At 74.3% G+C, this 16,152-nt stretch carries 14 protein-coding genes; 13 read left to right on the top strand and 1 reads right to left on the bottom strand.

The features are described from left to right. The first annotated feature begins 21 nt into the window (after positions 1 to 21). The 9 genes from hisG to pheT all read left to right on the top strand — a co-directional run bounded on the left by hisG (position 22) and on the right by pheT (position 8,669). On the top strand, positions 22 to 867 hold the full coding sequence (gene hisG, locus O7602_RS17450; protein ID WP_281583701.1) for an ATP phosphoribosyltransferase: 846 nt from the start codon (positions 22 to 24) through the stop codon (positions 865 to 867). Beyond that, positions 864 to 1,826 carry a DMT family transporter gene (locus tag O7602_RS17445; protein WP_281583700.1) on the top strand — a complete coding sequence of 321 codons (963 nt, stop codon included), beginning with the start codon at positions 864 to 866 and terminating at the stop codon, positions 1,824 to 1,826. Before hisG ends, O7602_RS17445 begins: the two co-directional genes overlap by 4 nt. Further along, positions 1,823 to 2,296 (top strand): PH domain-containing protein, encoded by a 474-nt coding sequence (locus tag O7602_RS17440; RefSeq protein WP_281583699.1) that lies wholly within the window; start codon positions 1,823 to 1,825, stop codon positions 2,294 to 2,296. The genes O7602_RS17445 and O7602_RS17440 overlap by 4 nt, the downstream gene beginning before the upstream one ends. A 324-nt stretch (positions 2,297 to 2,620) precedes the next feature. Further along, the gene (gene infC, locus O7602_RS17435; RefSeq protein ID WP_281583698.1) at positions 2,621 to 3,271 is read left to right on the top strand and encodes a translation initiation factor IF-3; all 651 of its coding nucleotides are present in this window, start codon (positions 2,621 to 2,623) and stop codon (positions 3,269 to 3,271) included. 18 nt (positions 3,272 to 3,289) lie between these two features. Beyond that, positions 3,290 to 3,484 (top strand): 50S ribosomal protein L35, encoded by a 195-nt coding sequence (gene rpmI, locus O7602_RS17430; protein ID WP_281583697.1) that lies wholly within the window; start codon positions 3,290 to 3,292, stop codon positions 3,482 to 3,484. 32 nt (positions 3,485 to 3,516) lie between these two features. Further along, the gene (rplT, locus tag O7602_RS17425; RefSeq protein ID WP_281583696.1) at positions 3,517 to 3,909 is read left to right on the top strand and encodes a 50S ribosomal protein L20; all 393 of its coding nucleotides are present in this window, start codon (positions 3,517 to 3,519) and stop codon (positions 3,907 to 3,909) included. Between the two features lie 33 nt (positions 3,910 to 3,942). Next, positions 3,943 to 4,824 carry an RNA methyltransferase gene (locus O7602_RS17420; protein WP_281583695.1) on the top strand — a complete coding sequence of 294 codons (882 nt, stop codon included), beginning with the start codon at positions 3,943 to 3,945 and terminating at the stop codon, positions 4,822 to 4,824. Positions 4,825 to 4,998: 174 nt separating this feature from the next. Then, the gene (pheS, locus tag O7602_RS17415) at positions 4,999 to 6,093 is read left to right on the top strand and encodes a phenylalanine--tRNA ligase subunit alpha (RefSeq protein ID WP_281583694.1); all 1,095 of its coding nucleotides are present in this window, start codon (positions 4,999 to 5,001) and stop codon (positions 6,091 to 6,093) included. 26 nt (positions 6,094 to 6,119) lie between these two features. Next, positions 6,120 to 8,669: a phenylalanine--tRNA ligase subunit beta gene (gene pheT / locus O7602_RS17410; RefSeq protein ID WP_281583693.1), complete on the top strand. Its 2,550-nt coding sequence runs from the start codon at positions 6,120 to 6,122 to the stop codon at positions 8,667 to 8,669. A 61-nt stretch (positions 8,670 to 8,730) separates the two neighbouring features. Here pheT and O7602_RS17405 read toward each other — a convergent pair whose 3' ends face one another. Continuing rightward, the gene (locus O7602_RS17405) at positions 8,731 to 9,651 is read right to left on the bottom strand and encodes a helix-turn-helix transcriptional regulator (protein ID WP_348651335.1); all 921 of its coding nucleotides are present in this window, start codon (positions 9,649 to 9,651) and stop codon (positions 8,731 to 8,733) included. A 406-nt stretch (positions 9,652 to 10,057) separates the two neighbouring features. Between O7602_RS17405 and O7602_RS17400 the strand changes: the two genes are divergently transcribed. Genes O7602_RS17400 through O7602_RS17385 form a run of 4 tightly spaced genes read left to right on the top strand, consistent with a single transcriptional unit; the run spans position 10,058 to position 16,145 of the window. Continuing rightward, on the top strand, positions 10,058 to 10,318 hold the full coding sequence (locus tag O7602_RS17400) for a hypothetical protein (protein ID WP_281583691.1): 261 nt from the start codon (positions 10,058 to 10,060) through the stop codon (positions 10,316 to 10,318). Positions 10,319 to 10,351: 33 nt separating this feature from the next. Beyond that, positions 10,352 to 12,109: a BTAD domain-containing putative transcriptional regulator gene (locus tag O7602_RS17395; RefSeq protein ID WP_281583690.1), complete on the top strand. Its 1,758-nt coding sequence runs from the start codon at positions 10,352 to 10,354 to the stop codon at positions 12,107 to 12,109. Beyond that, positions 12,106 to 14,271: a TOMM precursor leader peptide-binding protein gene (locus O7602_RS17390; RefSeq protein WP_281583689.1), complete on the top strand. Its 2,166-nt coding sequence runs from the start codon at positions 12,106 to 12,108 to the stop codon at positions 14,269 to 14,271. Before O7602_RS17395 ends, O7602_RS17390 begins: the two co-directional genes overlap by 4 nt. Further along, positions 14,268 to 16,145: a TOMM precursor leader peptide-binding protein gene (locus tag O7602_RS17385; RefSeq protein ID WP_281583688.1), complete on the top strand. Its 1,878-nt coding sequence runs from the start codon at positions 14,268 to 14,270 to the stop codon at positions 16,143 to 16,145. The genes O7602_RS17390 and O7602_RS17385 overlap by 4 nt, the downstream gene beginning before the upstream one ends. Positions 16,146 to 16,152: the final 7 nt, after the last annotated feature.

Here is a 16,152-nt window from a genome sequence, read left to right as displayed (position 1 = left end):
ATCGAACGAAGGAGCACTCCCATGCTGCGCGTCGCCGTACCCAACAAGGGCGCCCTGGCCGAGAAGGCCGCCCAGATGCTGCGCGAGGCGGGCTACCGCCAGCGCACCGACCCGAAGGACCTGGTCTGCCGGGACGAGCCCAACGACATCGACTTCTTCTACCTGCGCCCCAAGGACATCGCCACCTACGTCGGCTCCGGTGACCTGGACGTCGGGATCACCGGGCGGGACCTGCTGATCGACTCCGGCGCGCCGGCCGAGGAGGTGATGGACCTGGCCTTCGGCCGGGCCACCTTCCGGTTCGCCGCCCGCCCGCAGGACGTGGACGACGTACGGGAGCTGGGCGGGCACCGGATCGCCACCGCGTACCCGGGTCTGGTCGAGCGGCACCTGGCCGAGCTGGACGTCAAGGCCGAGGTGATCCGGCTCGACGGCGCGGTGGAGAACGCCATCCGGCTCGGCGTGGCCGACGTGGTGGCCGACGTGGTGGAGACCGGCGCCACGCTGCGCCAGGCCGGGCTGGTGGTCTTCGGCGAGCCGCTGCTGCGCTCCTCGGCGGTGCTGGTCCGGCGCACCGGCGCGCCCGGCGGCGCCCAGCAGGAGCAGTTGGAACGCCGGCTGCACGGCGTGCTGGTCGCCCGCCGCTACGTGATGCTCGCCTACGACGTGCCGGCCGGGCTGCTCGACCGGGCCAGCGCGCTCACGCCGGGCATCGAGTCACCCACGGTCTCGCCGCTGCACCGGGAGGGCTGGGTCGCGGTGCAGGCGATGGTGCTCCGCGACGACGTGCACCGGATCATGGACGAGCTCTACGACCTGGGCGCGCGGGCGATCCTGGTCACCAACATCCACGCCTGTCGACTGTGAGGCCGCTGCCGCTCCCGGCCGCGCTGACCGTCGTCGTCCTGGGTGGCATGGCGTCCGCCGCCCAGGGCGTGATCAACGCCGAGCTGGGGGAGCGGACCGGTGATCCGGTGCTCGGCGCGGTGGTCAACAACGTGGGCGGCTGCCTGATCGTGCTGGTCGGGCTGGCCGTGTTGCCGGCGATGCGGACCGGGCTGGCCGGGCTGCGCCGGGCCCGCCTGCCCTGGTGGTCCTACCTCGGCGGGGTCGGCGGGGCGGTGATCGTGCTGACCGCGCCGGCGGTGGTGCCGGTGCTCGGGGTGGCGGTATACACAATCGCCCAGGTGGCCGGTGGGAGCCTCGGCGGCCTGGGTGTCGACCGGGTCGGGCTGGCCGCCGTCGGGCGGCTGCCGTTCACCACGCCCCGGGTGGCCGGGGCGGCGCTCGGCATCGGCGCGGTGGCACTCGCGCAGCTCGGCCGGCCGGTCGGCGACCTGGCGGTCGGGATGGTGCTGCTCTCGGTCGTCGGCGGGCTGGCGGTGTCGCTCCAGTCCGCGCTCAACGGCCGGGTCGCGGCCGGGATCGGGCCGGCCGCCGGGCTGGCGGTGAACTTCGTGGTCAGCTCGTCGGTGATCGGCGCGGTGGCGGTGCTGACCGGCGCGTTCGGCGATCACGCGGCCTGGCCCACGCAGTGGTGGCTCTACGTCGGCGGCGTGTTCGGCGTCGGCATCGTGCTCGCCCTGCTCGTCGGCGTACGCGCCGCGGGGGTGCTGCGGACCGGGCTGGCGCTGGTGGCCGGGCAGCTCAGCGGCGCGCTGCTGCTGGACGCGGCGCTGCCCGGCGGGCCGGGCGTCCGGCTCCCGGTGCTCGCCGGCGCCGTGCTCACGCTGCTGGCGGTGCTGGTGGCCGGCGTCCGGTGGCGGGTGCCGGTCCGTGTGGCGGCCGAACGCGAGCGCGAGCCGGATGGCAGACTGGTCGGGTGAGCGATTCCGTGGTGACCGTGCGGCCCCGCCGCGTCCGGGTGGTCTGCTGGGCGGCGGCGATCACGCTGCTCGTGGTGTTCAGCCTGGTCGCGACCTCGCTGACCGGCGCCACCGGCGACGGCTACGGCTCGTTCCAGCGCGGCGACCAGTTCGCCATGGTCGGGCTGGGCGTGTTCGGCGCGCTCGGGTTCCTGCTGTTCACCCGCCCCCGCGTGGTCGCCGACGCGAACGGCGTGCGGGTGCGCAACGTGCTCGGCTCGTACGAGCTGCCCTGGGAGGTGATCCGCGGGGTCCGGTTCGACCGGGGCGCCCCGTGGGCCAGCCTGGAGCTGCACGACGACGACCTGCTGCCGATGGTCGCGTTGCAGGCCGCCGACAAGGAGAGCGCGGTCGAGGCGGTCCGCGCGTTGCGGCGCCTGCACCAGGCGCACCTGGCCGGGCTCGCCGCCAACCACGCGGCACCCCGCTGACCTGCGGCCCGGTTTGGGCGCGCCTGGGCCGGGGGTGTAGTGTTGCGGAGTCGACCAGACTGCCCCCGTCCCTGACGAGCGGGCGGTCGCGAAGCGGAGCGCCCGCTCCCACCCGAGTCGCCGCCCAGGCGTCCGGGTCCGGTCCCCGGTTTCGGGCACGTCCCGATCCCGGATGCGCGATCCTGTGATCGTGCCGACCGGTCGAGTGGGCCCTGGCATACGCCGGGGCCTTCTGCTTTCCGGGTCGGCTCCCACCCGGGGGCCCGCGGAGTCGGCACCGTAGGACACTCGACTCGAGGAGGCCCCATCAGCGTCGAACCACGCGTGAACGAGCAGATCCGGGCACGTGAGGTCCGACTGGTCGGTCCTGAGGGTGAGCAGGTGGGCATCGTCCCGCTGGAGCGCGCTCTGCAACTGGCCGCGGACGTCGATCTGGACCTGGTCGAGGTTGCGCCGATGGCGCGCCCGCCGGTGTGCAAGCTCATGGACTTCGGAAAGTTCAAATACGAGAGCGCACTCAAGGCGCGCGAAGCGCGGCGTAACCAGCAGCAGACCGTCATCAAGGAGATGAAGCTCCGGCCGAAGATCGACCCGCACGACTACGAGACCAAGAAGGGTCACGTGGTGCGGTTCCTCAAGGCGGGCGACAAGGTCAAGGTGACGATCATGTTCCGCGGTCGCGAGCAGAGCCGTCCGGAGCTGGGTTACCGGCTCCTGCGCCGGCTCGAGTCCGAGATCACGGACCTGGGATACGTCGAGGCCGCTCCGAAGCAGGACGGTCGAAACATGATCATGGTGCTCGCTCCGCACCGGGCCGTGAAGGCCTCCGCGGTCGCCGCGACGGCGTCCCGCGGCGGGCCTCGGGACCGCGCCGCGGAGGAGTCCGCAGCCCCGGCAGGTGGCGAGGCCCCGACGGCCGGCGGCACCGCCGCAGCCGGCGAGACCGGCCCGACCGCTGACACCAGCGGCCAGTAACAGGGAGAGACGTTCCACATGCCGAAGATGAAGAGCCACACGGGTATGGGCAAGCGGGTCAAGGTGACCGGCAAGGGCAAGATCGTTGCCCAGCAGGCCGGCCTCCGCCACAACCTGGAGAAGAAGGCCAGCACCCGGACCCGTCGGCTGACCGGCACGGTCGAGCTGGCCAAGGCCGACACCAAGCGCATCAAGAAGCTGCTCGGCCGCTGACGCGCGCCACCTGAACCGAAGAAGGAGTTGAGATGGCACGCGTCAAGCGGGCTGTTAACGCCCAGAAGAAGCGTCGTACCCTGCTGGAGTCCGCGAGCGGTTACCGCGGTCAGCGCTCCCGGCTCTACCGCAAGGCCAAGGAGCAGGTGCTGCACTCGATGCAGTACGCCTACCGGGACCGTCGCGACCGCAAGGGCGACTTCCGGCAGCTCTGGATCCAGCGGATCAACGCCGGGGCCCGGGCCAACGGCATGACCTACAACCGGCTGATCCAGGGCCTGCGCCTGGCCGGCATCGAGGTCGACCGCAAGATCCTGGCCGACCTGGCCGTCAACGACGCCGCCGCGTTCGCGGCGATCGTCGAGCTGGCCCGCGCCGCCGTGGCGGCCGAGGGCACCGGTGGCGCCGCGGCCCAGGCCGCCTGACACCCACCCGTACGGCAGATCGAGGCGTCTCCCATGCAGTCACCGTCGCAGGGGAGGCGCCTCGACGCTGTTCCCGGCCCGTTCACCCCGCGTACCCCCAGGGTCGCGGCGGCCCGCCGGCTGCACCGCCGGCGCGACCGCGACCAGGCCGGCCGGTTCCTGGCCGAGGGGCCGCAGGCCGTCCGCGAGGCGCTCGCCCGCGGCGGCACGGTGATCGAGCTGTTCGGCACGCCGGCCGCCCTGGACCGGTACGCCGACCTCGCCGCCACCGCCGCCCGGGCCGACGTGCCGGTCTCCGAGGTCACCGACGACGCCCTCGCGGCGCTCGCCGAGACCGTGGCCCCGCAGGGCCTGGTGGCGGTCTGCCGGCACCTCGACGTCCGGCTGGACGAGGCCCTGGCGCGCCGGCCGCGCCTGGTCGCGGTGCTGGCCGGGATCCGCGACCCGGGCAACGCCGGGACCGTGCTGCGCACCGCCGACGCGGCCGGCGCGGGCGCGGTGGTCTTCGCCGGCGAGGCCGTCGACCCCTACAACGGCAAGTGCGTGCGGGCGTCCGCCGGCAGCCTGTTCCACGTCGACGTGGTCCGCGCCGACGACCCGCTCCGGGTGGTCGGGGCGCTGCGGGCCGCCGGGCTGTCCATCTTCGCCACCACCGGGTACGGCGACAGCGACCTCGACGATCTCGCCGACGCCGGCCGGCTCGCCGCGCCCACCGGGTGGCTGTTCGGCTCGGAGGCGCACGGCCTGCCCGAGGAGTTGACCGCGGTCGCCGACGCCCGCGTCCGGGTGCCGCTGCACGGCCGGGCGGAGAGCCTGAACCTGGCTGCGGCGGCGGCCGTCTGCCTGTATTCTTCCGCCAGAGCACTGCGTGCCCCCGGGGGCACGCGCGAAACAGCAGGGGAGTCCGCCTCGTGATGAACGCGCCACGGCGTTCGTTTAGCCAGCCCGCCGGTGTCGGCGGGCGGCGGGCCTGACCCTTCTCCCTGCACGACTCCCCACCGGCGGGCTGCGGCGAAGCCGCGCGTCCGTAGACTCGCCTCGCCGACCTGTGCAAGGGCCGGCGCCGCCGTGAGGGAGTGCCCGTTCACCATGAGCTACCGCAACGATCCGTACGACCCGAAGCAGGTCGCCCTGCTCGACCCGGACGCCCTGGCCGGGGCCGTGGCCGACGCCGAGAAGGCGTTCGCCGCCGCCGCCGACCCGGACGCGCTGACCGCGCTGCGCCCGGCGCACCTGGGGGACCGGTCCCCGGTGTCGCTCGCGCGCCGGGAGATCGGCGCGCTGCCGCCGGCCGCGAAGTCCGACGCCGGCAAGCGGGTCAACGAAGCCCGCCGGGCGATCGAGTCCGCGTACGCCGCCCGGCAGGAGATCCTGGACCGCGAGCAGGCCGAGCGGGTGCTGGTGGAGGAGCGGGTCGACGTGACCCTGCCGTACGACCGCCGGCCGCGCGGCGCCCGCCACCCGCTGACCGTGCTGATGGAGCAGATCAGCGACCTGTTCGTCGGCATGGGCTACGAGGTGGCCGAGGGGCCTGAGGTCGAGTTGGAGTGGACGAACTTCGACGCGCTCAACATCCCGGCCGATCACCCGGCGCGGGGCCTGATGGACACCTTCCACATCGCACCTGCCGACGGCTCTGCCGCGGCTGCGGCCGGCTCAGCGGGCTCGGGCCTCGTTCTTCGGACCCACACGTCGCCGGTGCAGGCGCGCACCATGCTCACCCGCAAGCCGCCGATCTACGTGGTGGTGCCCGGCCGGGTCTACCGCACCGACGAGCTGGACGCCACCCACGCGCCGGTCTTCCACCAGGTCGAGGGCCTGGTGGTGGACCGGGGCATCACCATGGCGCACCTGCGCGGCACGCTCGACCACTTCGCCCGGGCCATGTTCGGCGAGGGCGCGAAGACCCGCTGGCGTCCGCACTACTTCCCGTTCACCGAGCCGTCGGCGGAGTTCGACGTCTGGTTCCCGGAGCACCGGGACGGGCCGCAGTGGGTCGAGTGGGGCGGCTGCGGCATGGTCAACCCGCGGGTGCTGCGCGCCTGCGGCATCGACCCGGAGGTCTACTCCGGATTCGCGTTCGGCATGGGCATCGACCGGACCGTGATGGTCCGGCACGGGGTCAGCGACATGCGGGACATGGCCGAGGGCGACGTGCGGTTCACCCGCGCGTTCGGCGCCTGAGCAAGGGAAACGGTGGTCTAACAGTCATGCGAGTTTCTGTCAGTTGGCTGCGGGAGTACGTGGACCTCCCCGCCGACCTGCCCATCGGCGACCTGGAGCAGGCGCTCGTCGACCTGGGCATCGAGGTTGAGTCGATCGTGGACCTGCGGGCGACCGTCACCGGTCCGCTGGTCGTGGGTGAGGTCCTGGAGATCGAGGAGCTGACCGGTTTCAAGAAGCCGATCCGCTTCTGCCGGGTGGACGTGGGGGCCGCGAACGGCACCGGCGAGCCGCAGGAGATCGTCTGCGGGGCGCGCAACTTCGCCCCGGGCGACAAGGTCGTGGTGATCCTCCCGGGCGGCGTGCTGCCGGGCGACTTCGCCATCGGCGCGCGCAAGACGTACGGGCGCAACTCCCACGGCATGATCTGCTCGGCGAAGGAGCTGGGCCTGGGCGACGACCACTCGGGCATCATCGTGCTGCCGGCGGACGTGAAGGCCCAGCCCGGCGATGACGCGCGGCCGGTCGTCGGCCTCGACGACGTCGTGGTCGAGATGGAGATCACCCCGGACCGGGGGTACGCGCTGAGCGTCCGCGGCATCGCCCGGGAGCTGTCGCACGCGCTCGGCGTGCCGTTCCGCGACCCGGCCGACGTGCCGGCCACCGGCGGGACCGCCGAGCCGGCGTACCCGGTGGAGGTGCGGGACACGGTCGGCTGCGACCGGTTCGCCGCCCGGATGGTGCGCGGCGTGGACCCGACCGTCGCCACGCCCGACTGGATGCGGCAGCGGCTCACCGCGGCCGGCATCCGCAGCATCTCGCTGCCGGTCGACCTCACCAACTACCTGATGCTCGAACTCGGCCAGCCGATGCACGCCTTCGACGCCGACCGGATCGCCGGGCCGCTCGTGGTGCGTCGCGCCGAGCCGGGGGAGAAGCTGACCACGCTCGACGGGGTGAGCCGCGCCCTCGCGCCGGCGGACATGGTCATCTGCGACGAGACGGGGCCGATCTCGCTGGCCGCGGTGATGGGCGGCGAGACGAGCGAGGTGCTCGCCTCCACCACGAACGTGCTGTTCGAGGCGGCGCACTGGGATCCGGCCATGGTCGGCCGCACCGCCCGGCGGCACAAGCTGTTCAGCGAGGCCGCGAAGCGCTGGGAGCGGGGTGTCGACCCGGCGCTGCCGCTTGTCGCGCTGGAGAAGGCGGTCCGGCTGCTCACCGACCTGGCCGGCGGCACGGCCGGCACCGAGGTGCTCGACCTCGACCACGTCCGCCCGCTTCCGCCGGTCACACTGCCGGTGGACCTGCCGTCGCGCCGGATCGGCGTGTCCTACCCAACCGACCGGGTGGTGGAGCTGCTGGAGCAGGTCGGGTGCGCGGTCACCCGGGGCGCGGACCGGCTCGGCGAGGACCCGGGGGCGGCCGGGGTGGCCGCCGCCGGGGCCGGCGAGGTGCTGACCGTGACGCCGCCGAGCTGGCGGCCCGACCTGACCGATCCGGCCGACCTGGTGGAGGAGGTGGTCCGCCTCGACGGGTACGACCGGGTGCCGTCGGTGCTGCCCACCGCGCGCCCCGGCCGGGGCCTGACCCCGCCGCAGCAGCGCCGTCGCGCGGTGGCCCGCTCGCTCGCCGAGCGTGGCTGGGTCGAGGTGCTGGCGCAGCCGTTCGTCGCGCCGGAGCTGGCCGACCAGCTCGGCCTGCCGGCCGACGACCCGCGCCGGCCCGCGGTGCGGGTGGCGAACCCGCTGTCCGAGGAGGAGCCGCTGCTGCGCACCACCCTGCTCGGCCCGCTGCTCGGCATCGTCCGGCGCAACGTCGGCCGGGGCCAGCGGGACGTCGCGATCTACGAGATCGGCGCGGTCTTCCACCCGCGTCCGGGCGCCGGCGCCCCGCCGGCCATGGGTGTGGACCGGCGGCCCACCGACGAGGAGTTCGCCGCCGCCGACGCGGTGGTGCCATCGCAGCCGCGGCACGTGGCGGTGGCGTTGTGCGGGGAGATCGAGCCGGCCGGCTGGTGGGGCGCGGGCCGCGCGGCAAGCTGGGCGGACGCCGTCGAGGCGGGCCGGGCGGTGCTCGACGCCGCCGGCATCCCCGCCGACCGGGTCACCGTCCGGGCCGGTGAGCGCGCCCCGTGGCACCCGGGCCGCTGCGCCGAGCTGCTCGTCGACGACGCCGTCGTGGGTCACGCCGGCGAACTGCACCCGGCCGTGGTGGCGGCGCTGGAGCTGCCCCGGCGTACCAGCGCCATGGAGCTGGACCTGGACGCGCTTCCGGCCGCGCCGCTGGCGGCCGGGCCGGCCGTCTCCACGTTCCCGCCGGCCCTGATCGACGTGGCGCTCGTGGTCGACGAGGCGGTGCCGGCGGCCGAGGTGCAGCGGGCCCTGGTCGAGGGGGCCGGCGCGCTGCTGGAGGACGTCCGACTCTTCGACGTCTACGCCTCGGAGCAGCTCGGCGCGGGACGGAAGTCGCTTGCGTACAAGCTGACGTTCCGGGCGCCCGACCGGACGCTCGCCGGCGAGGAGGCGGTGGCCGCCCGGGACGCGGCGGTCGCCCTCGCCGCGGAGCGCGTGGGGGCCACCCTCCGCGGGGCTTGAGGTGTAAGGAGGGGCCCCCGCTTAACGGATTCGGTAGAGGCGGGGGCCCTTCTTAACACCGTCAGATCCAGCCGCGGAGAGCCGCTTCCACGCCGGCCTGGAAGCGGCTGTCGGCGTCCAGCCGCTTCATGAGGTCGGCGACCGTGCGGCGTACGGTGCGTTCAGACAGGCCGAGCTGGCGGCCGATCGCCTCGTCGGTGCGTCCACAGCGGAGCAGCCGCAGGATGGCGCTCGCCTGCTCGGTCAGCCCGTCGGGGTTGCCGTCGGCCGGACGGGACAGCGGGACGCTCTTCTCCCACAGCAGGTCGAACAGCAGGCAGAGCGCGGAGACCAGGCGGACACTGCGGATTTCCACCGCGCCCCGCTGGGCCCGGGAGGCACTCGGCAGGAGCGCGATTCTGCGGTCCACGAGCGTCATTCGCATCGGCGCGCCCGGCATGACCCGACTTTCCTCCCCGTATTCGGCCATGGCCTCCGCATATGCGCAGGAGGCCGGATCCTTCAGTAGCGTTTCCTGATAGATGTGACGAATCGTCACACCACGGGCCAGTGCCATCCGGCTCAGGGCTCCGCCGGTTTCCCTGATCTGTGGTGGAATCGCCCGACCCACGGTCAGCATCATGACGCTCTCGGCGACGGTGCGAGCGTGTTCGGAGAGCCGGTCGCGGACTTCGTCGATCCCCTTGAGGCGGACGATTTCCTCCCGTTCGCGGTGGCCGTCCCGGCTCGCCGCGCGGGCCAGCACCGAGGCGCGGGTCGCCTGGATCCCGGCCTGTTCGGCGACCGTCCGCTGCTCCGCCTGGTCCAGGAGGGCGAGCAGGCCGAGCTGCGGGCTCACCGCGCGCAGCTCACCCGGCCGGCCCGTCGAGGGCAGGATCATCGCGCGGTCGGCAAGCGCGGCGAGGGCGTCGTGGACGGCCGTCTCCGGCATGTCGAGACCCCGGATGAGGTCGTCGACGTCCCACGTCGGATTGTCCAACATGGCCCAGTAGACGGCTTCGTCGGCCGCCGACAGTCCCAACCTTTCGAGCACGTTCTCCTCCCCCCGGATTTGATGATCATCAGAATAAGGGAAAGGCGACCATGGGCTAGATAACAGATTGATGTACCTGGCGATAAAAACTAGTGACAGCCGCCAATTGGACATGTGTCTCCACGGGGAGCGAAACAGAAAATGCCGGGTTTATGCACCGGAGCGCGCGGCGGAACCGGCCACGGCCGGTTCCGCCGGCACGGAAGGGCGTGACGGAATCCGGTCGCAGGCACCACCCTCGATGCCACACCCGCAAACGGCGGGCCGATGCGGAAGGGGGCGTCGATGCGGACACGCCGGCGATCGGTGGCAGCGAGGCGCGAACCAGGGCGGTCCGGCTCAGCGGAGGCTTGCCGTGCTGCTCACCCGGCTCGTGCTGCGGCCGCCGGACGATGATCGCGGCCTGTCCGCCGGTGAACTGACGGACCTGCTGTGGCTCAACGCCGCGGCGGCGGACGGCATCCGCCACATCCACGCCCGCTCGATCGCCGGGCGGCTGACCGTCGCGGTCTTCACGGTCGCCTCCGAACAGGCGATCTCCGACTACATCGTGCAGCGCGTCTGTGAACGCGCGATTCGGCGGGTGCCGGCGCTGCGAGGCTGGACGGTCACCTGACCGGTGTCCGTCCGAGGAAGAGGGAGGATCACCATGGAATCACACGTGGCGAGCCTGCCCGCGCGACGTGACCCGGCGCTGGTGGCGCCCACGCCGACCGCCGCCTTTCGCGTACTCGGCCCGCTGACGCTCACCACCGGCGCCGACGCGCTCGTACTGCCGCCGTCGAAGGTGACCTGCCTGCTGGCGGCGCTGTTGCTGCATCCCGACGAGGTGGTGTCGGTCGCCACGCTGCAGCAGGCGATCTGGGGCGACGATCCGCCCGTCTCGGCCCGGGCCGCGTTGCAGACCTGCGCCCTGCGACTGCGTCAGTTGTTCCAGCGGCACGGGCTGACCGCGAACGTGATCCGGACCGTGCCCGGCGGCTACCGGATCACCGCCGGTCCGCAGACCGTCGACCTGATGCGGTTCCGCGAGCTGGCCGGCCGGACCCGCGCCGAACCGGAGCCGGAGACCGAGCTGGCCACCCTCGAGGAGGCGCTCGCGCTGTGGCGCGAACCGATGCTGGCGAACGTGCCGTCGGAGGCGTTGCACCGGGACGTCGTGCCCCGGGTGGGCGAGGAACGCGTCCGGGTCATCGAACGGCTCTGTGACCTCAAGATCGGGTTGGGTCGGGACCGGTCGGTGCTCGTGGACCTCTGGGCGGCGACCCGCGTCTACCCGGCGAACGAACGCTTCGCCGCGAAGCTCGTCGAGGTGCTGTACCGCACCGGGCGGCAGGCCGACGCGCTCACCGAACTGCGCCGGATCAAGGAGCACCTCGGCAACGAACTGGGCGTCGGGCCCGGTGCCGGGCTGCGGCGGCTGGAACTGGCCATCCTGCGCGGCGAGGCGCCGACGCCTGTCGTCACCACGACGTCCCGGCCCGCGCCGCCGACGCCCGTACGGCCGCCGGCCGCCGGCTTCGTCGGCCGGGCGGCGCTCTGCCGCACCCTCGCCGACCGGCTGCGCGGCGGCACCCGCATCGTGGTGCTCAGCGGGCTGCCGGGCGTCGGCAAGACCGCCCTCGCCCAGCACGTCGCCGGACTCGTCGCCGACGACTTCCCCGGCGGCGTGTGGCCCGTCGAGCCGGACGCCACCGACGCGTCGTCTCCCCCCACGCCTGCCGGCCGCCGCCTGCTGCTGGCCGACGACGTCGCTGACGCGACGCTGGCCCGGCGGCTGCCGGCGCTGCTGTCCCCGGGTGACGTTCTGCTGCTGACCAGCCGGCCGAGCCTTTCCGCCCTGGTCGCCCGGCTCGGCGGTTGGCTGCACCGGGTCGAGCCGCTCGACCGGGACGAGGCCCTGGACCTGCTCGGGGTGGCCCTGGGCCCGGACCGGGTCCGGGCCGAGCCGCGGGCCGCGGCCGACCTCGCCGCACTGTGCGAACACCTGCCGCTGGCGCTCCGGATCGCCGCCACCCGGGTTCTCCTGCGTGCCCGGATGACCCTCGACGAGGCCGCCGAGTGGCTGCGGGCGGACCCGATCGGGCGCCTGAGCCTGCCCGGCGACCCGGAGATGTCCCTCGCCGGCCGGCTCGACGGGGCACTGGCCCGGCTCGGCGACGCGCTCGCCGACGCCTTCCTCCGGCTGGCCGCCGGAGCGCCGGAGACGATCACCGTCCCCGGCGCCGCCGGCCTGCTCGGCGTGGACCCGGCCCGGGCGCGCGAGCTGCTCGACGACCTCGTCGACCAGAGCCTGATGGAAGAGGCCGCGGACCAGTACCGGATCCGTGACCTGTTGCGGCGGCACGCGCTCGGCGTCGCCGGCCGACGACCGACCCCCGATCGAGTGAAGGGAACCCTCGGATGAGCACTGCCTACGAGACGGTGGCTCAGACCCGGCCGCGGATGCGACACGACGTGCTGTTCACCCGCACCGAGGACGGAGTGCTGTTCCACAACGCCAGCAGCGGCTTCCGGCTGTCCTCCGGCGCGGCCTACCGGCTGGCGTCGCTGCTCGTGCCGCACCTGAACGGGCGCAACCGGGTCGCCGACATCTGCCGGCCGCTGCCCGAGCCGCAGCGCGTCATGATCGGCGAGCTGGTCGGCGCGCTCTACGCGCGCGGTTTCGCCCGGGACGTGCCGGCCGAGGAGGATCCGGAGTCGATCCTCGGCTCCGCCGTTGCCGGTTGGTTCGCCAGCCAGATCGCCTACGTCGACCACTACACCGACCGACCGGCGCACCGCTTCGCCGCCTTTCGCGACACCCGGGTGGCGGTGCTCGGCACCGGTCCCGTCGCCCGGGCCTGCGCCACCGCCCTGCTCCGCAACGGCGCCGCCGGGGTGACGGTGGCGGCCGGGGTCGCGGGCGACCTCGCCGCCGAGACGGACGCGCTGACCGCGGCGGGGTGTCCGGTCCGGGTCGACGAACTGCCCGACGCCGACGTCGGCTGGGCCGACCTCGACGCGGACCTCGTCGTGGTGGCGGCCGGTGACCGCGCGCCCCGGGACACGCTGCGGTTGCTCACGGCGGGCATCCCGGCCGGCCGGCTGCTCCTGCCGGCATGGGTCTGCGGGGAGCGGATGCTCGTCGGCCCGGTGCAGGGGCCCGATCGCCGGGGCTGCTGGTGCTGCGCGATGGACCGGCTGACCGACAACGACGACACCGGCGCGGCGGGTGCGGTGTGGCGGGCCGCCGCCCTGCCCGCCGGGACCGGACCGGTCGCCGCCGAGCCGGACGGGCCGTTGGCCGCCATGGTCGGCAACCTGCTGGCGTACGAGGTCTTCCGGCTCACCACCGGCGCGCTGCCGGCGGAGACCGACGGTGCGGTGATCGTCCAGCACCTGGCCTCGCTCGACGTGCTGGCCGAGCCGCTGCTGACCCGTCCCGGGTGTGCCTTCTGCCCGCCGGAGCCGCCGGACGCGTCCGAGGCGTCCGAGGTGGAGCTGGCGCTGGACGAGCCGACCGTCGAGGAGGACGAGTCGGCGCGGGCCGACGCGGCCGTGGCGCAACTCGTCGTGCACCAGCCGCTGCTCCAGCCGCACCTGGGCGTGTTCCGGCGCTACGACGACGAACGCTGGGACCAGAGCCCGATCAAGATCGGCGCGGTCGACCTCACCGATCCGCGTGGCCACCGCCGTACCGTCCACGCCTTCGACGTACACCACGTCGCCGCCGCGCGGCTGCGGGCGCTGCGGGTCGCCGCCGTGACCACCACCGGCCAGGCGGCCGTCCGCCGGCCGCCCGCCGCCGACGCGCCCCGGCTCGACGCCGCCCGGCTCGGCCTGGACTCCGGTTGGGGTGAGCCCGCCGCGGGCGACTGGGCGGCGGCGCGGTCGCTGCTCACCGGCGCGGCGGCGGCGGTGCCGGCCGCGGTGCTGGAGCCGTTCGGAGCGGCCAACCGCGCCCGCGGCGCGGAACCGACCCGGGCCGGCGGGGGCGCCGGCGGCGACCTGGCCGAGGCGGTGCGGTCCGGGCTGGCCTCGGCGCTCGCGTACCGCGCGCTGCGCGCGGTCGTCGAGGGCCGGGCCGCCGCGCGGCAGGTACGCCTGGAAACCCACGGAACGGACCCGGAACTGCTCTTCCTGACCAAGTCGGCGGCGAACCTCGGGATCCCGGTGGAACTGCTCGACCTCACCGGCGTGCCGGAGGCCGGGCTGAGCGTGCTGCTGGCCCGCTACCTCGACCAGACGGCGGGCCGGTGGCGGTACGCCGTGGCCGGCGACCCGGTCCACACGGTGGCCGCCCGCGCGGCGCTGCGGGACGTGCTCGGCCAGGCCGCGTTGCACGCGCAGGATCCGGCGGTGACGCCGGACACCGGCGACCCGCTGCTGGAGGAGTTCGACGCGGGCACCCTCACGGTGCGGGACACGACACCCGCCACCGGGGCCGCCCACCGCTGGTCGGAGGTGCGGGAGCGGCTGCGGGAGCGGGGACACGACGTGCTCGTGGCGCCGGTCGGCGGCGCGGACCTGGCCGCCGGTGGCCTGGTCGCGGTCAAGGTGCTGCTGACCGCGGGGGACGGCAGGTGAGCCAGGTCGCCGCGACCGACGAGCTGGTCTGCGCCGGCCTGGCGCGGCTGCTCGCCGAGCGCGGCTGCGCCGCCGAGGTGGTCGCGCTCGGGATACGGGACGAGTTGGCCGCGCCGGCCCGCCCGGCCGGCGGGCCCCGGGTGTTCGTCTACGGGCAGCTGGTCCTGCTCGCCCCGGTGGCGTCGGCGGGCGCCTGCGCGACCTGCCTGGCCCGGCGTTGGCAGGCGGTGCGGCACCGTGACCTGCGGGACGCGGTCGAACTGGGCGGCGACACGCGGGCGGCCGGTCCGTGGCCGTACGCGATCCCGCTCGTCGCGGACTTCCTGGCCGCCCTGATCACCGCGCACCACGGCGGCGCCCCGGCGGACGGCGGCGCCCCGGCCGAGGTGCGTCAGGTCGACCTGCACACGCTGCGGGTGCACCGGGTTCCGGTGGTGGCGGACCCGGAGTGCCCGGCCTGCGGCGGCACCGTCGCGGACGCGCGGGACCTCGCCCCGATCGAGCTGACGCCCACGCCCAAGAGCGACCCGCACGGCTTCCGCGGACGGGACCTCGACGCGTACCCGCTGGACGTGGCGGGCTTCGCCAACCCGGTGTGCGGAGCGCTCGGCTCGACCCTGTGGCAGGACCTGACCTCGCTGTCGACCGCACCGGCGATCGGCTCGTTCACCCTGCGCAGCGGCCCGTACCTGCGGGAGACGCTCTACGGCGGGCACGCCGACGGCTACCGGCGCAGTGCCCGCATCGCGGTGCTGGAGGGCTTGGAACGCGCCGCCGGGCTGCGCCCCCGGCGTAAGCGCACGGTGGTCACCGGCAGCCTGCGGGAGCTGGGCGGCGACGCCCTCGATCCGCGCGAGTGCGGGCTCTACCCGGACGGCTTCTACCAGGCCAACCCGTACGTGCACCGCTTCGACCCGGACCGGCCGATCACCTGGGTCTGGGGCTGGTCGCTGCGTGACCAGCGGCCGGTCCTGGTCCCCGAGGTCCTGGTGTACTACCACGCGGCGAGCGTCGAGGAACGCTTCGTCCAGGAGACCTCGAACGGGTGCGCGTCGGGCGGGTCGCTCGTGGAGGCCGTCTACCACGGCCTGATGGAGGCGATCGAACGGGACGCGTTCCTGCTGGCCTGGTACGGCGGCCGGGCCCTGCCGGAGATCGACCCGGCCACCGTCGACCGGCCGCAGACCCGGATGATGATCGATCGGCTGGCGATGTACGGCTACCGGGCCCGGTTCTTCGACGCCCGGATGACGTTCGACATCCCGGTGGTGACCGCCGTCGCCGTACGGGAGGACGGCGGCCTCGGCGCGCTCGCGTTCGGCGGCGGCGCGAGCCTCGACCCGCAGGCCGCCATCACCGCGGCGCTGTGCGAGATCGCCACCGACTCGGTGATGGTGCGGCTGCGCGCCGCCGCCGACGAGCCACGGCTACGGACCATGGTGACCGACTTCTCCCAGGTACGCGGCCTGCACGACCATCCGTTGCTGTACGGGCTGCCGGAGATGGCGCGGCACGCCGCGTTCCTGCTGGAGGACGGTCCCCGTCCGGCCGCGATGGCCGACCTGTACGGGCCGGACCGCCCGGCCCCGCCGGTCTCCGCCGACCTCCGCGACGATCTGGAGTACTGCCTCAAGACGGTCACCGGGCACGGGTTCGACGTGATCGCCGTCGACCAGACCAGCCCCGAGCAGCACGAGCTGGGCCTCGCCACGGCGAGCGTGCTGGTGCCCGGCCTGCTGCCCATCGACTTCGGCTGGATGCGCCAGCGCGCGCCGCACGCGCCCCGGTTGCGTACCGCCTTCCGGGCCGCCGGCCTCCTCGACCGCGACCTGCGCGACGACGAGATCCACTCCGTTCCCCACCCGTTCCCGTGAGGTGCCG

Source organism: Micromonospora sp. WMMD1128, from assembly GCF_027497235.1.
Lineage (GTDB): Bacteria > Actinomycetota > Actinomycetes > Mycobacteriales > Micromonosporaceae > Micromonospora.
The sequence above is the reverse complement of the archived record's forward strand: the minus strand, read 5'-3'. Positions and strand labels throughout refer to the sequence as shown.

Bases quoted from the DNA above. Each gene is read 5' to 3' on its own strand.
- hisG (WP_281583701.1), top strand. From the start codon at position 22: ATGCTGCGCGTCGCCGTACCCAACAAGGGCGCCCTGGCCGAGAAGGCC.
- rpmI (WP_281583697.1), top strand. From the start codon at position 3,290: ATGCCGAAGATGAAGAGCCACACGGGTATGGGCAAGCGGGTCAAGGTG.
- rplT (WP_281583696.1), top strand. From the start codon at position 3,517: ATGGCACGCGTCAAGCGGGCTGTTAACGCCCAGAAGAAGCGTCGTACC.
- O7602_RS17420 (WP_281583695.1), top strand. From the start codon at position 3,943: ATGCAGTCACCGTCGCAGGGGAGGCGCCTCGACGCTGTTCCCGGCCCG.
- pheS (WP_281583694.1), top strand. From the start codon at position 4,999: ATGAGCTACCGCAACGATCCGTACGACCCGAAGCAGGTCGCCCTGCTC.
- pheT (WP_281583693.1), top strand. From the start codon at position 6,120: ATGCGAGTTTCTGTCAGTTGGCTGCGGGAGTACGTGGACCTCCCCGCC.
- O7602_RS17405 (WP_348651335.1), bottom strand. From the start codon at position 9,651: ATGTTGGACAATCCGACGTGGGACGTCGACGACCTCATCCGGGGTCTC.
- O7602_RS17395 (WP_281583690.1), top strand. From the start codon at position 10,352: ATGGAATCACACGTGGCGAGCCTGCCCGCGCGACGTGACCCGGCGCTG.
- O7602_RS17390 (WP_281583689.1), top strand. From the start codon at position 12,106: ATGAGCACTGCCTACGAGACGGTGGCTCAGACCCGGCCGCGGATGCGA.